The following is a 14,785-nucleotide window of genomic DNA, read 5'->3' as shown; positions in this document are numbered from 1 at the left end:
CAGCTTCAATCCGGCTTGAACTGCAATTTTTCATTGCGGCGACGCTACACCCTGTTCGGGAGCTGCAACTGTGGTATCGGTCACAATGATGGAACCCACCATGCTGGCATGGCCTGCGCCACAGAATTCACCGCAAATGATATCAAAGCGACCCGCCCTGATCGGGGCGAATTCAAGGGTTTTAAACTCACCCACCTTGATCCGGTTCATAAGCTTCAATTCACGTACGACAATGGCATGTTTCATATCCAGTGTTGCAAGGTGCAACCGGTAGGTTTGCCCCTTCTCGAGTTCCAGCGTGAAGTTGCCCCAGTCGTAGTTTTTAGCCAGCAGATAGATATCAGAACCTGCCGGCGGATGCACAACCGGAGTTTCACCTTCAACGCGAACGGTGTATGTCTCAACCATCTGTTTTACCTTGTCCTGGAAACCGACAAGATCTTCACGGGTAATCTTCTCCTTGGTAACCGTCATATCAGGATTCTTCGCTTTGATATTCATAACCACAGGTACACCCACAGCAACGCAGAAGACAATCGTTACCAGCAGAAGTTTGTAGTTCAGCCCTTTATTGGGTTTCTCTTGACTCATAATTGATAAATTCCTTTCACGTTGTCTGCTATGACAGCAAGGCAGTAGATAATTGATCGAAACGTAACAAAGTTGACCGTACTTTACCGATCAGGCAATACAAAATAACATGCGCAACCCTACAGTGACTTACCCATACTCAACAACAGGATGTGATTTCAGATGGCAGCAGACAACCAAGAGAGACCAGTTACCTCAAAAATGCTCATCCTTATTCTAATTGGCCTTGCACTTACCCTGGGTGGTGGTGCAGTGGTCATGCTCTATCTCGGCGCCTTCAAGGACCCAGAAGTTTACAGGAGTGTCACCAAAGAGTATCACCTGGCTTATATCAACCATAAAGGTTCATATGCCAAGATCGACCCGATTCTGGAAGAGGTGGCCAAGCATCTGAAAGAGTCCAATGTCGAGCCGTTGACCGCTGCAGCGCTTTATATGGACAGCGTATCTGAGGTTGCAGAGGAGAATCGTCAGAGCAAGATCGGATACCTGATCAGGCCTAGTGACTACATCCCCGCCCCACTCGAGCAGATGACCATTCAATCGCGTGAGGTGGTGGTTGCGAGATTTGAGGGAGGAACGCTGCTCGGTTCCCATAAGGCTTATACCGGTATGCGAGACTGGGCGCGCGCCAACGGTTATCAGCTCTCACTTCCAGCCTTTGAAATCTATCATCCGGATGGCAACGTGGAGTATCAGCTGCCTATCCACAAGAAGCAGTACTGATTTAAACAGGTAGTTCGCCCATCAAATGGGCGATTTAATCGAACAAACCGTAATTCAGTGAAGAAAACCGGCAGGTCAGAGCCGGTTATCTCAGACTTATCACAGACAGATCGCCGGGGAAGCCTCAGGAATTCACCTGAGGGTATAGCTTGAACCTGTTATCCCGGAATATGGGAAATCAGGTAGTAGAGGAACCAACCGAAGACAATTGCTGTCAGCAAAAGACCTGTCAGCACCTTCTTCTTCTCTCTGGCCTTCTCTTCATTATTCTGGTCGTTCATCTTCTAATCTCCTGTAATACATTTCTTCCTGAAACATGGTCAGTGAAGCGATACGCGTTTCACCTTCAAATCCTGAGGGATTTTACTCATCAACTCTTTGGAAAGCACCTTAGCATCACCCATCTCTTCGGGTGTCAGGCGGGGCGCAACTGCCCTCAGCCGCTTCTCGGCATAACGATCACCAAGCGTGGTTCCAACCCAGAACCATGCCATCGCTTTGACATGGTCGATACTTGTACCCTCACCGTGTACATACATCTCTGCAAGGTGATATACAGCCTTGGGGTGCCCACCCATGGAGGCCTTCTCAAGCCACATAAATGCTTTATTCATATCCTTTTCCACGCCATCACCGCGAGCATAGATTAAGCCAAGAAAATACTGCGCAGGGCGATTCCCCTGCTCAGCCGCCTCAAGAAAAAGCTCTGCTGCCTTGGTATTTTCTCCCTTACTGGCCAGCAAAAGGGCCTGATCGGCAATCGATTCTGCAGGGTCGCTCACACCAGTCACCAGAGGAGCAGCCGGATTAGTCGTAGTCTCTGAACCGCATGAAATCAGGCCTATACAGACAAGCAGAATTGCAACTTTGTTTAGCATGTTTTCTCCGTTAACTGGTACAGCGGGATGTTAAGTGGCCTGTTAACCGGCCGAACCGGAATTAAGCCAGTTACGCAGGGCAATAGCAATATCATCAGGTTCGGTATGATGGCTCATGATATCGAGAATTTTTCCCTCGCTGTTGATCATAAACAGCATACTGGTATGGATCATCTCATAACCGTCCGGATCCTGAGCATCCTGCTTAAAAAATTCCGCATCGTAGGCGCCTGCCGCCCTCTTGATCTCTTCAGGCGTACCGGTAAGACCTGTAATATTGGGGTGAAAGAATGCCACATATTTTGCCAGATGTTCGGCACTGTCACGCTCAGGATCAACCGTCACAAACAGCACCTGAACCTGACTGGCCTGCTCTTTCAGCATGCGTAAAGCCATCGCAACATTGTTCATGGTTGCAGGACAGATATCCGGACAGTGGGTATAACCGAAAAACAGCAGGACTGTTTTACCTCTGAAATCGTGCAGGGAGACAGGCCCGTCAACCGATTGAAGAGTAAAGTCCTTGGCGTTTTGCGGTTCACTTGTACATGAGGAAAGCAGCAGGGTCACCGCAATAAGCAAAGCTGTTAGGTATTTATAAAGTAATGATATACGCACGCGCTGCATACTATCACAGCGAAATTAAAGTGGGACAGGTTTTGCAGGTTGAATCAGATGGAGTCGATCACCATGGTTCCAAACAGCAGAATAAGATATACGATCGAGTAGGCAAATACGCGCATATCACAATCACGTTCTGAACGGTAAAAACGAACCGCCATAAACAGGAAGATTGCACTCAGAATCACGGATGCCGCCAGATAGATGCTGCCTGCAATATCGAAGTACCACGGTGTCATGGCTACAGGGATCAGTGCAATGGTATAAAGCAGGATACGCAGCTTAGTGGCATAAACACCGCAAGCAACAGGAATCACGGGAACCTTGGCACGTGCATAATCTCCACGATACTTCAGCGCCAAGCTCAGTGCATGCGGTTGCTGCCAGACTACCATGATAGCGAACAGTATCCACGCAGCAGCACCGAGTTCGTTGGTCACGGCCGCATAACCAACCATCGGGGGCACGGCGCCGGCAATGCCGCCAAACTGGTTGGCCCAGGGTGTTCTGCGCTTCATCCACATGGTGTAAACGCCCACATAGCCAACCACACCAACACCGGTAACAACCGCTGTCAGCGGATTAACGGCCCAGGCCATCAGTGCAAGTGAACCGACAGTAAGAATCAAAGAGACATAAAGAACACGATTTGCAGATACAGCGCCTGCAGCCAGGGCTCGGTTGCTCGTGCGCTTCATCAGCTGATCGATATCCCGATCGTAATGGTTGTTGAGCATACAGGAACCTGCAGTCGCAAGCCCCAGCGTCAGGAATGTCCAGCCGATCAGATGCCAGTGCGGCATCACACCATGATTGCCGAAATAGATTCCGGTCAGCGCAGCAACAAGGGTCAATCCTACAATACCGGGCTTGGATAGAGAGACGTAGTCCGCGATTGCGGAACGCACCCTAACCTGCTGTTCAGCTATTGAGTGACTCATTGGAATAGAAACCCTCTCTCCCTTGATTAAACCTGATAAACATGCCGTTTTGGACAGGCTTACCGCGTTTAAGCAAATGAAAAGGTGGCCTCCCGAGGGAGGCCACCAGTCATTTCCTACTTAGTGATGACCACCAGTATGGCCGGGATGCGGCTCAAATACTGGAGCTGGGTTATCAATGTAGTTATATGGATGCCAACCTTCTGGCACGCTAACCGGAGTCGGGAAGTTACCCTGACCTGGAATGATTGCAGTTGCAGTGAATTCCAGGCTCTGAGAACCCCAAGGGTTCGCAGAGGTAGCTTTCTCACCGGCGATTGCGCCGTGCAGCCATACAACAATCATCAGCAGTGCGCTGACGAAGGTGATGTACAGACCGATAGTTGACCAGTGGTGAGCTGAAGTGATGGTCGCGTTATCAGCGAACATCTGGTAGTCCATGTAACGACGTGGCATACCTTCGATACCAGCGAAGTAGAGTGGACCCATTACCAAGTTCATGCCGATGAAGAAACCAGCAGCAGTCAGCTTGGTCATCATCTCGTTGCACATACGACCGGTCAGTTTAGGGAACCAGTAGAATACACCGGCGAAGATCGCCATACCGCCGGATACCGCCATTACGTAATGGAAGTGAGACATAATTACGTAAGAGTCGGAGATACCGTAGTCAACTGCAGACAGTGCGTTCGGAATACCGGTCAGTGCGCCGATGATCAGCATGAAGAATGCTGCAACCGCCCACCACATTGGACCGGTGTAACGGATAGCACCGCGGTACATGGTACCGGTCAGTGACAGCATCAGCAGGCCGAATGGCAGCGAGATCAGCAGGGTAGTGAATGTCTGCAGCAGACGCAGCCAGTCAGGAAGACCTGCAACGTATGCGTGATGTACCCAAACGTCAGAAGATACAGGAATGAACGCGATTACCGACCATACAGTAGCCTTGTAGTTGAATACGTCGTTGCGGGCAGATGTTGCGAAGATCTCGAACAGGATACCCATGAACGGCAGCAGGATCACGTATACAGCTGGATGTGAGTAGAACCAGAAGAGGTTCTGGTACAGCAGCACGTCACCACCAACTTCAGGATTGTAGAAACCGAAGCCGAGGTATTTGTCCAGAGACAGCAGCAGTACAGATGCAGCCAGCACAGGTACGAAGATCAGCTGAATCACGTTTGCAGTGAATACGCACCATACAGTCAGAGGCATCTGGAACCAGCCCATGCCCTTGCAGCGCATGAACGCAACAGTACAGGCCAGGTTAACAGCACCGAATACGGAAGACATACCCAGGATGATTACTACTGACGAGTAAAGTGCAGTGTTACCTACAGCGTCGGTCAGGGAGTATGGCGGGTAGCCGGTCCACATACCGTTGTAGGAGTCAGGAATAACAAGGTTCATCAGAGCCAGCAGGATACCAGACCACAGCAGCCAAACAGACATTGCGTTTACACGAGGGAACGCCATGTCCTTGCCGCCAACCATGATAGGCACAGCCCAGTTAGCTACGAAGCCCAGCAGGGCAGGAATCTGGAAGCCCAGAATCATTACGGCACCGTGCATGGTCAGCCACAGGTTGTAGATATCACCGTTGTCTGTGATATCCGGACCTACGGAGCCCAGCTCGATACGCATTGCGGATGCTGCAAGACCTGCAACGATGAACGATGCAATTGCACCGATCAGGTACCATACGCCGATGACCTTATGGTCAAGGGTAAATACCCACTCTTTTACTGTTTTTGGCTGACCCGGCTTACCATCCGGCTCATGTCCCATAAAACCACTCATAAGTTTTCCTCCTCTATTATTTTAATTAAATCTTGTCTGCAGCGGTTGCAGCGGAAGCAACGCCTGTAACAGCAGGGACGGATGCAGTCTGCTCAGCTACGTACGCATCGTAGTCTTCAGCAGAAAGAACGTTGATCTTGCCGTACATACCTGAGTGCATGGTACCGCAGTACTCACGACAGGTAACAACAGACTCGCCCAACTGATCCGGCATGAACCACTGCCAGGTGATACGACCAGGCATCAGATCTTCTGTTACACGGTAGCGATTCATGTAGTGCGAGTGCAGTACGTCATCAGAAACCATGCGCAGAACAACAGGGCTACCCTGCTTCACAACCAGTTCGTTATCAGAGTCGATACCGTTGACGTCAACGTAGTTCCAGTTCCACATAGAACCGGTGAGTTTCACTTCAGTTGCATCGGCAGGAACGTTACGGAAGTGGTTGTGCAGATCAAAACCCTTCACGTACAGGAACAGGTCATCGCCCAGGAACAGCATGCAGGGAATAACAACCCAGCCGATTTTTGCCTGACCGGAAAGGTGAGGCAGTTTGCCGCGCTCACCATGACCGTGACGACGGTACATGATCATGAACGCGAATGTGACGATTGCAAAGACGACACCGAGAACGGTGATATCCAGCATGGTTTCGTGCCAGACTGCATCATAGTGCTCATGCGGGGTCCAGCCGTTGTAGTCAGCACGATGCGCCGGTGCAGCCTGGAACGCATGCGCGAGTGACGGAATCAGAGGCAGTGCGAGCATTGCCCCCATCACTTTATGCATAAGTGATTTAAATTTCATGTTTTACCCTCCTAAATTTCATATACGAAAAACTTCCAGCAATCAGTAACAGTCCGAAAATCAGGCCGCCAGCAGCGACGAAAAGTGGAATGTTGATTGTGTATTTACCATCTTTGTAGTTATAGCTGTAACATGCACCAACAACGAAATCGATCACGTTGGCAGCTGCAATTTTCTCACCCATCGCCTTGGTGATGGCCAGCTCCATATCCGTCGGGGTAATCGTACCGCCATACAGGTAACGCGTTACCCGCCCTTTCGGGGACAGCATGATATAGACGTTCGGATGCAGGAACAGGGCATCACGTGGAGACCAGAAAAACTTGAAACCCATGGAACCCGTGAGCTTCTCGATATTCTCTTTCTCCCGCATGGTGGTCATCTTCCAGCCGGATGGCAGTTGCCCACCCGAAAAACCTGACTTCTCCATGAAGTCCACAAGTGTTGCAGGCGTATCATTCTGGTCGAAAGAGACTGTCAGCACATTATAGTCCTGACCAATCTTCCAGCGCTCCACACCTTTCAGGGTCTCGGCAAGGTTTTTATTGATTACCGAGCAGGCACCGTCGCAGGTGTAGTAGCTGAACGCCAGCACCAGCGGCTTGCCAATCATTGAGCCCAGCTTGAAGTCTGCTCCGCTTTCATCCTGCAGGACGAAGTCGTAATCAACCTTCTCACCCAAGAACTTGATTTCATCGATCTTGAGAATGCTTGGATCAACCAATGATTCCTTGGTGACATTACCGTATGCGGCATTGGCACCGTTTGCGTACCCCAACATGGCTACAGCGGAAACCGCCATGGTCAGCGCCAGCTTGCGCAGGCTCAACCATGACGATTTCGCTGAGTATGAGGAGGTAAGGTTCAATTTAGTTACAGTCTCTGACTACGCCTGCTTACCAGTAGTAAACCTGGAGCAGCACCCAAACGCCCAGTACGTTCACAAAGTGAACATACATGCTCATGGCGCGGGTGTATGAGAAGCTCAGACGGCCTTTAAATGCAGACGGAACACAGGTCAGCATAACCAGGATACCCATTACCAAGTGAGCAAAGTGGATACCGGTGAAGCCGTACAGTGATGTTGCGAATGCGTTAATACCAATGGTGAAGCCCTGTGCTGACAGGTCAGACCAACCGGAAATTGTCATGTACATGAACACAACCCAGATCGCGACTGAGATCAGTGTGAATGTAGCAAATCCGGAAGCATCGCCGTTTAGCTCTTTCTTACGTGCAATACCGACTGTGAAGCTTGATACGATCAGGATGAGCGTAGCGATAGTCGCTTCGTTCGCACCGATGTTTGCAGGAGTACCTTCAGGTGGCCATACAGGTGCACCCAGACGGGCAACCCAGTAGCCGGCCAGTACGCCGCCGATGGTCATGATTTCAGTACCGATAAACATGAACATGGCCGATGGAGACCAGTTCTCGTCGTCAATCACGCCGATGGTTTCAGCTGCCCAGCCAAGACCACCCATAATAGTCATGCCGGCACCAACTGCCAGAACAACCAGAGCTGCTGTTTGCATTTCATAAACAAACTGCAGCATGAACGCCAATGGTAGGAACAGACCTGCACCGAAGCCTACGAGCAACGGATTAGGACTGGTATGCCAATGGGCCGTATAATGTTTTATTTCTTCACTCATTTATACCCTCCTCGTGTTGTTAAGCCAAAGCTTAAGTTACTATTTAACATACTTCTCGTAACATAAGTGGCCGGCATTCTGCATATCTGAAATGGGCATATCAAGCACAATTTTAAATAAAATTTAATGTTCGTTCATGTTGACTTCACGCAATAAAACAGCCCCGCGAAGGGCTTTGTTTCACCAGGCATGAATAAAGACGAGGGAATCCGGACAGTTACAAACAGGGCCGGTCAGATAATGCTTCGCAAAGGAAGCTCTCCGACACGCCATTCAGTGAGCCACAAAGGCTTTTGCATGAAGATTCCATCACAAAACGCACTGCAGGTTCGCAACAAGGCGGTACAATCCCTTAACAGCAGGCGCCGACACTCCTCATTTTCCGGGCAATCGCCTCACTGTCATAGGGCTTGATAATGTATTCGTCAGCGCCCTCAGCCAGCATCTTCAGCATGCTCGGCATATCTTCCTCTTTGCCAACAACCACCACCTTGGGAGGCTTCGGTCTCGACTTCATTTCGGAGAGAAGGTTATATCCGTTCACCGCTGATTTTCTGGACCTCAACAACACCACGCCAATTTCCGGCCTTCGAGCGAGGATCTCAATCGCATCTTTCGCACCCAGAGCCTCTACGGGCACACATCCAAAATGCGCCACGATACGGGCCAGAGAAACTCTGGAGTGTTCGAGGTCATCAACGATCAATACTTCCATAAACTATATCACCTTCATCCTTGGGGAAAAACGAACCCCTCCCGCAGCATGGCGCAACAGATCATGCATCGTCAATCTCGATTATAGGCATCACTGCCACCGGACGAATAGGGGTATCGGCAAGCATCTTCTCAACAGCGATCTCATCACAGTCGGCGAAGCGGGCGCAGTGCACGCAGACTGTCCACACCTTGTGCGGCAGGCTCTCCTTGGAGACAATACGATAGCCGAGCTTCAAAAAGAAACCGGTGACATAGGTCAGCGCAAACAGCTTGGCAACGCCCAGCCCTTTCGCCCACTTTTCACACCCCTCCACCAGCAGCCGACCAACACCGTGCTTCTGATATGCAGGATCGACAACAAGGGAGCGCACCTCGGCAAGTTTTTCGCCATAAATGTGCACGCATACCACCCCGGCCAGCCTGTCGTCGTATTCTGCTACGAGAAACTCCTGCAGATGCTGGAAAATATTATCCTTATCCCGCTCCAGGATAATGTTCTTTTCTGCAAAGGGCTTGAGCAGCGAAAGGATCGCGTCCACATCCCCCGCTGCCGCACTCCGAATCCGAACCGTGTGGCTCATTGTGACCTCACCATACTGCCTCGACCCAGCATGGTTTCCGCATGCCGGCGCGAATCGTTGTCCACACCGCCAAGCATGCGCGCGATCTCCTGCATACGCTGATCATCAAGCACAGGATTGAGCGAGGTTAAGGTCCGACCATCCCGCTCACGCTTGCTGATTACGACCTGCTGATCTGCACAGGATGCCACCTGTGGCAGGTGTGAAATCACCAATACCTGGCGATCATTCCCCATCAGCGCGAGCAGTTCGCCAACACACCATGCCGTCTCTCCGCCGATACCCGTATCCACCTCATCAAAAACCGCAATATGGGGCATCCGGGCAAGTGCCCCACACCCTTTCAGGGCCAGAACCAGCCTTGACAGCTCACCGCCAGAAGCAACCGAGCCCAGTTCACGCCACGGCTCACCCGGATTGGACATCACCTGCATCGATACACTATCCCATCCGGCCGCACTCCATGATGACTTACTCCCATCCGGACGAACATCAAAACGGATCTCCATGCTTGCAAGGGAGAGACGATCCATAAACGGCCTCAGGGCTTCAGCGAGCTCTTTACCACAAGCCACCCTGGCCGCAGTCAGTGTCTCGGCTGCTTGACTGAATCGTCCTTCAGCCTCACTCAGCGCTTTAGCCAGCGACGCCTCATCCCAGCCCGCCGTATCCAGCGCCGAAAGCCGCTCTTCCCACTCACGCATAAGCTGAAGCAGCCCGCCTTCATCGGTACCATGCCTGCGCATCGCCTCATGCAGCTGCATAAGCCGCTCTTCATGCTGCCGCAGCAGCTGCGGATCGAAGGACTCATCAAGTACGGCATGCAGCTCAGGCTCCAGCTCCCCCATCAAAACATCGATCTGCTCGATCATTTCGCCGGCTCGCTTCAGGCCATCATGATAGGAGGATGCTGTTTCAACAGCATGCCCCGCCCGTGCGACCAGCTGGCGCGCACTGGGCTCGGCCTCATCAAGAAGCATCAGCGCCTCGGCAGCAGCCTGTTGAATCTGGGCATGATGGCGCCCAGCTTCGACCTCTGCCTGCAGCTGTTCGCCAAGCCCCTCTTCAACCTCCAGTGCCTGCAAACGGGCAAACTCATCGCGCATCCACGCAGCCTTCTGTTCCGTCTCGCCGCGTTCGGACTGCAGAGTCTCCATGCGTCTCACTATTTGCCGCCACTGCTTAAATGCCTCTTCAACTTCATGCCGGACCGCATCATTAACCCGCTCATCAAGCAGGGAACACTGAAACCCCGGCTTCATCAGCATCTGGTGTTCATGCTGGCCGTGCAGATCCAGGCAGATCTGCCCGAGCTTCTGCAGCGTCTTCAAAGGAACAGGTGTTGCGTTGATGTAGGCGCGCGAACGGCCATCCCGGCCAATCACCCGTTTCAGAATAAGTTCATCCTCAAGCTCGATATCCTGATCAGAGAGCAACGCATTGATTCTATCATCCTCGCCATCCCAGACAGCGACCACCTCAGCCCGCTCTGCACCATGGCGCACCCAGTCGGAACTGGCGCGCGCGCCGAAGGCCGCCCCCAGAGCATCCACCAGCATCGACTTTCCGGCACCTGTCTCACCGGTAAACACGGTCATCCCCGGCTCCAGTTCAAGCTGGGCCTTATCAATCAGTGCGAATTGTTTGACGGTGAGCGATGTGAGCATCAGCCGGTTTCAACCTGCCCTGCCCATTTCAGCTTGGTTCTCAGCACCTCGTAGTAGTGGCGATCCGGAAGGTATACAAGAGAGACCGTTCCTCTCTTTTTCACCACCACGCGGTCACCCTGTTCGAGAGGAATCAATTCAATACCGTCGAGATTGAGGGCGGCAGATTCAGTTGAGGACTCCACAAGATGCAGCTCAATCTGATCATCGGCGGGCACCACTACGGGCCGATTGGAGAGCGTATGCGGGCATACAGGGACCACAGTGATCGCATCGATGGCCGGATGCACAATAGGGCCTCCGGCAGAGAGCGCATAAGCGGTGGAACCGGCAGGTGTTGCCAGAATCAGCCCGTCGCCGCGCATGCGGAAAACAAAGCGATCATGCACATACATCTCGAATCCGATCATGCGCGGATGCCCCCGGCGCTCCAGCACGACATCGTTCATGGCGCTGGCACTGGCGAGCATCTCATCACCCCGCCACACCTCTGCACAGAGGCTAAAATGGCGAATCGTCTTCAGGTTGCCGCCCAGAATCTTTTCCACCACATCAAACATGTGGCCAACCGGCGTATCGGTGAGGAAGCCGAGTCGACCGAGATTGATGCCGAGAATCGGTGTATCCGAACCGATAAAGTCGCGCGCAGCGTGCAGCAGTGTGCCATCGCCGCCGAGCACGATCATGAGTTGCACCTTGTCTGGCATCTCGGAAACGGGAAGTCGATCGCAACCGGTTGAGCAGCCGGCACAAACCTGCAGTTCATGATCCACATAGACTGAGCAGTCGCGTTCAATCAACCACTTATGCAGCTCACAGAGGAGTGCGCAGGCACGCGGATCATTGGGTTTGACACTGATGCCGATTCGATTCACCTGGCAGCTCCTCGCCAGCCCTCTGGCTGAAGGTGGCACTGGAAACACTGCCCGCCCTGAATATGTCCTTTCGGTTGCGGGCGCACGCCCTCATTGCCGTGGCAACCCATGCACTCTGCCATGGTAGAGGCGCCCTGATGCACCTCATCGTTAGGAACCGGATTGGTTTTTCGTTCCCCGCTCCCCAGCACCAGCACCAGCACTACAGCAGCCACGACACCAAGAAACAACATGTCCCTTTTGCCGGGTTTCCAGGTACTTTTTTGCTGATTGGCCATTCCATCTCCCTGCTGCTACAAATATTTCATGGTTTGCCGAGCATGCAACACAAGAGCAATACTTATCCATCTGCAATAGCAGTTCCACCTGCAATTTCAAAGCAGCCGAATTTTCCGTTCCAGGACCAGGCAATCGCCGCAAAAATGAAAGGGGCATCAACCCGCGCCTTCAACTTTTTATTTACCACTACAACTGCTAGGCTTTCGCTTACATTGCATACCGATGCAAACAACGAAGTTTTAAGTAGAGGATATCACATGAACGTTGATCAACACCTGAAAGTTGCACAGTGGCATATTGAACAGGCTCGCCTGCACGCAACATCCCAGCACACCTGCGGCTGCCCTGTGAACGAGCACTACCAGAGAATCATTGATGAAATTGAGGCCGGTAAAGTCGAAGAAGAGCTGGTCTGCTCAACCGAAAAGTAACCAACCTTTATCTCAATTCATTAAAAGCCGCCTTCCGGGCGGCTTTTTTTATCCGCAAAACAGTTCCGAACCAGCTTATCCTGGTCATTGAAACGATGATCCGTACAGGGAACAGCAAGCGCTTCCCCACTCACCTTGATATTCGACTGACATGGTTTACACTTAATTAAAGATTCCCGGACCCTGACCGTTAAATGACACGTGGCTCCACAGCCCCAGCGGCCAGCTGAATCTGGCCTGTCCAATGGCAAAGAAGCAATATCATTTTCCGGGGATCAAGGTGCCTCCATGAATGTCAGTTCGAGTCGAAAAGAGAGACTGCGGTCAGAATGAGTATTGAACACAAGCCTGTTTCCGGTGCTGTCATGATTACTGATAAAGAGCATCGAATCATACGCATCAATGCAGCTTTCAGCGCCTTAACAGGCTACTCCAAGGAAAACCTGCTCGGACAACCATCAAGCCTGCTCTATCCTGAACCACAACAAGCAGAAGTATTTGAGCACCCCGAACTGGAGAGTCCGGAGAATGAAGGTATCTGGACATCGCATATAAACCTCAGAAAAAAAGATAACTCCACGCTCAATACCGTTCGAACCACCGTTTCCGCTTCAGATGAACAGGGCAATATCACGCACTACATTCATATTATCGAAGCCCGGGATACAGAAGAGAGATCAAGCTCCTACGATCAGAATACGCAACTGCCTAACCGCCATCTGTTTAAAGGGATACTGGCCCAGGAGCAGGAAAACGCCAAACGGCAAAACTTTCAGCTCGGCGTACTCCTGATCGACATTGACAATTTCAAGGTGGTCAACGACTCCCTGGGTTATAGCAAAGGCGACGCCTTGCTGCGTTTGATTGCTGAGCGACTGGAAGGCCAGCTGCGGGGCAATGACGTCATTGCAAGCCTTGGCAGCAACCAGTTTGCCATACTGCTTGCCAAGCTGGCCCATCCGGAAGATGCAAGTTTGGTTACCAGGAAATTAATGCGCACCCTGGAGACACCCTTTGATATCGACGGGCAGGAGGTGTTTGTCACCATCAGCACCGGGATCGTTATCTTCCCCGGCGATGGCGAGGACAGCGAATCTCTTCTTCAGCATGCGGAAGAGTCGATGTATAAAGTGAAATCTGAAGGGCGAAACAGCTATCAGTTCTTCAAGCCATCCATCCAGAGATCCGCCATCAATCGATTAAGCCTTGAAAGCGCCATGCGAAAGGCGATTGAGCGCGATGAGTTTGTGCTTCACTACCAGCCCCAGGTTCACACCCATACTGGCGAAGTTCTGGGCATGGAGGCCCTGATTCGCTGGCACCATCCTGAGAAAGGCATGATGCCTCCGTTCCATTTCATTCCGGTTGCCGAAGAGACCGGTTTGATTGCCCCCATCGGTGAATGGGTCGTGCATGAGGCCTGCCGTCAGACCAAAGCATGGCAGAATAGCGGAGAGGCGGGACTGACAGGATTGAAAGTTGCAGTCAATCTCTCGGCGCGCCAATTCTCCGACCGGGAACTGATTGCCAAGATTCGCAGGGCACTGGACTCGGTCGGACTGAACGCAAACGCTCTAGAGATGGAAATCACCGAAAGCATCATCATGAACGACATTAACAGCACGATTAAGCAGCTGGAGCTACTTTCGGAGATGGGGCTTGATCTGGCGATTGATGATTTTGGCACCGGCTATTCATCCCTCAGCTACCTGAAGCGCTTCCCGATCAACAAATTGAAAATCGACAAATCATTTATCGATAATGTAACCAACAGCAATGATGATGCAAAAATCGTCGCAGCGATTATCGGGCTGTCGCACAACCTGAATCTTAATGTCATCTGTGAAGGGGTTGAGGATTCCGACCAGCACAACTGGCTGAAAACGCACAACTGCAACCAAATCCAGGGCTACTACTTCAGCAAACCACTGCCTGCTGACGAATTCGAGAGTTATATTCGCAACAAAAACAGGTCTTAAACAAGCCCCAACCCCTCCGGCAAAAAACCGCCTTCATTGAACTCCATCTGAATATATCGGGATCGATGCAGTTCCGATCCGCTACACCAGCCGCCGTGGCGTAACCATGTGCGGCGCACTCCCCTGCTGAGTCCGGCTTTTCTTCATCGCAAAGGAGATCATTGCATCGCCGAATCAACCATGTTTTCTCTTTTATTCTCTTTGTAATCCACTAAGATAGTGAACATAGCGCG

16 protein-coding genes are annotated in these 14,785 nt (G+C 51.7%); 3 read left to right on the top strand and 13 right to left on the bottom strand.

Annotation, left to right across the window (positions count from 1 at the left end; translation table 11 throughout):
- Window positions 1–30 precede the first annotated feature (30 nt).
- Entirely contained in the window at window positions 31–591 is a 561-nt protein-coding gene (locus tag Ga0123462_RS03500) for a cupredoxin domain-containing protein (protein ID WP_100265019.1), read from the bottom strand.
- Window positions 592–753: 162 nt separating this feature from the next.
- Between Ga0123462_RS03500 and Ga0123462_RS03495 the strand changes: the two genes are divergently transcribed.
- On the top strand, window positions 754–1,317 hold the full coding sequence (locus Ga0123462_RS03495; protein WP_100265018.1) for a GyrI-like domain-containing protein: 564 nt from the start codon (window positions 754–756) through the stop codon (window positions 1,315–1,317).
- Between the two features lie 158 nt (window positions 1,318–1,475).
- On the opposite strand, the gene Ga0123462_RS11580 is transcribed toward Ga0123462_RS03495, so the two are convergent.
- The 12 genes from Ga0123462_RS11580 to Ga0123462_RS03440 all read right to left on the bottom strand — a co-directional run bounded on the left by Ga0123462_RS11580 (window position 1,476) and on the right by Ga0123462_RS03440 (window position 11,863).
- Entirely contained in the window at window positions 1,476–1,598 is a 123-nt protein-coding gene (locus Ga0123462_RS11580; protein WP_257790531.1) for a hypothetical protein, read from the bottom strand.
- 39 nt (window positions 1,599–1,637) lie between these two features.
- Window positions 1,638–2,195 carry a tetratricopeptide repeat protein gene (locus Ga0123462_RS03490; RefSeq protein ID WP_100265017.1) on the bottom strand — a complete coding sequence of 186 codons (558 nt, stop codon included), beginning with the start codon at window positions 2,193–2,195 and terminating at the stop codon, window positions 1,638–1,640.
- Window positions 2,196–2,237: 42 nt separating this feature from the next.
- Window positions 2,238–2,765, bottom strand: a complete 528-nt coding sequence (locus tag Ga0123462_RS03485; RefSeq protein ID WP_157821255.1) for an SCO family protein — start codon at window positions 2,763–2,765, stop codon at window positions 2,238–2,240.
- Window positions 2,766–2,866: 101 nt separating this feature from the next.
- Complete coding sequence (gene cyoE / locus Ga0123462_RS03480) at window positions 2,867–3,757, bottom strand: heme o synthase (RefSeq protein WP_100265015.1); 891 nt, start codon at window positions 3,755–3,757, stop codon at window positions 2,867–2,869.
- 120 nt (window positions 3,758–3,877) lie between these two features.
- A complete protein-coding gene (locus Ga0123462_RS03475) occupies window positions 3,878–5,560 on the bottom strand; it encodes a cytochrome c oxidase subunit I (protein ID WP_100265014.1) in 1,683 nt (560 codons plus the stop codon).
- Between the two features lie 25 nt (window positions 5,561–5,585).
- The gene (locus Ga0123462_RS03470; RefSeq protein ID WP_100265013.1) at window positions 5,586–6,368 is read right to left on the bottom strand and encodes a cytochrome c oxidase subunit II; all 783 of its coding nucleotides are present in this window, start codon (window positions 6,366–6,368) and stop codon (window positions 5,586–5,588) included.
- Window positions 6,358–7,197 carry an SCO family protein gene (locus Ga0123462_RS03465; protein ID WP_198507387.1) on the bottom strand — a complete coding sequence of 280 codons (840 nt, stop codon included), beginning with the start codon at window positions 7,195–7,197 and terminating at the stop codon, window positions 6,358–6,360. Before Ga0123462_RS03465 ends, Ga0123462_RS03470 begins: the two co-directional genes overlap by 11 nt.
- 67 nt (window positions 7,198–7,264) lie before the next feature.
- Window positions 7,265–8,023 (bottom strand): cytochrome c oxidase subunit 3, encoded by a 759-nt coding sequence (locus Ga0123462_RS03460; protein WP_100265011.1) that lies wholly within the window; start codon window positions 8,021–8,023, stop codon window positions 7,265–7,267.
- Between the two features lie 352 nt (window positions 8,024–8,375).
- Window positions 8,376–8,738, bottom strand: coding sequence for a response regulator (locus Ga0123462_RS03455; RefSeq protein WP_100265010.1), 363 nt, complete (start codon window positions 8,736–8,738; stop codon window positions 8,376–8,378).
- 61 nt (window positions 8,739–8,799) lie between these two features.
- Window positions 8,800–9,321 (bottom strand): N-acetyltransferase, encoded by a 522-nt coding sequence (locus tag Ga0123462_RS03450; RefSeq protein ID WP_100265009.1) that lies wholly within the window; start codon window positions 9,319–9,321, stop codon window positions 8,800–8,802.
- Complete coding sequence (gene recN, locus Ga0123462_RS03445) at window positions 9,318–10,988, bottom strand: DNA repair protein RecN (protein WP_100265008.1); 1,671 nt, start codon at window positions 10,986–10,988, stop codon at window positions 9,318–9,320. The genes Ga0123462_RS03450 and recN overlap by 4 nt, the downstream gene beginning before the upstream one ends.
- Complete coding sequence (locus Ga0123462_RS03440) at window positions 10,988–11,863, bottom strand: NAD(+)/NADH kinase (RefSeq protein WP_100265007.1); 876 nt, start codon at window positions 11,861–11,863, stop codon at window positions 10,988–10,990. Before Ga0123462_RS03440 ends, recN begins: the two co-directional genes overlap by 1 nt.
- A gap of 32 nt (window positions 11,864–11,895) precedes the next feature.
- Here Ga0123462_RS03440 and Ga0123462_RS11320 point away from each other — a divergent pair, with 32 nt between their 5' ends.
- On the top strand, window positions 11,896–12,573 hold the full coding sequence (locus Ga0123462_RS11320; RefSeq protein ID WP_157821253.1) for a hypothetical protein: 678 nt from the start codon (window positions 11,896–11,898) through the stop codon (window positions 12,571–12,573).
- A 230-nt stretch (window positions 12,574–12,803) separates the two neighbouring features.
- Entirely contained in the window at window positions 12,804–14,552 is a 1,749-nt protein-coding gene (locus tag Ga0123462_RS03430; RefSeq protein ID WP_335645284.1) for a putative bifunctional diguanylate cyclase/phosphodiesterase, read from the top strand.
- Window positions 14,553–14,785 lie beyond the last annotated feature (233 nt).

The organism is Mariprofundus ferrinatatus (assembly GCF_002795825.1).
In the GTDB taxonomy this organism is placed as follows: Bacteria; Pseudomonadota; Zetaproteobacteria; order Mariprofundales; family Mariprofundaceae; genus Mariprofundus; species Mariprofundus ferrinatatus.
This window is presented reverse-complemented; position numbering and strand designations above follow the sequence as displayed.